This is a genomic window from Leifsonia sp. SIMBA_070 (assembly GCF_046534635.1).
Classification (GTDB): Bacteria; Actinomycetota; Actinomycetes; order Actinomycetales; family Microbacteriaceae; genus Leifsonia.
In genome coordinates this window covers 1-250 of sequence record NZ_JAWRYK010000666.1, presented here as the reverse complement: position 1 = coordinate 250, position 250 = coordinate 1, and the positions used below count along the sequence as shown (strand labels likewise).

Sequence of the window (250 nt, the reverse complement as noted above, 5' to 3'; positions counted from 1 at the left end):
CGTTCGTTTCCCATGAACTATGGCACAGGGGGTATCGATTCAGGAGGAATGTCAGGGGAATGATGGGAACACCAGACATCGCCATCAAAAAGTATAAGGTCGTCATATTCATCGATTCGTGCTTTTGGCACTTTTGCCCAATACATGGAAAAATGCCGAAGAGCAATATCGATTTCTGGGTAAAGAAGCTTGAGAGAAACCAAGAACGCGATTTAGAAATCACAAAATATTATACAAATGGAAATTGGCA

General features: G+C 41.6%; 1 pseudogene. It reads left to right on the top strand.

Annotation, left to right across the window (positions count from 1 at the left end):
* Positions 1-59: 59 nt before the first annotated feature.
* A pseudogene (locus SB754_RS21905) lies at positions 60-250 on the top strand (very short patch repair endonuclease); the annotation flags it as partial.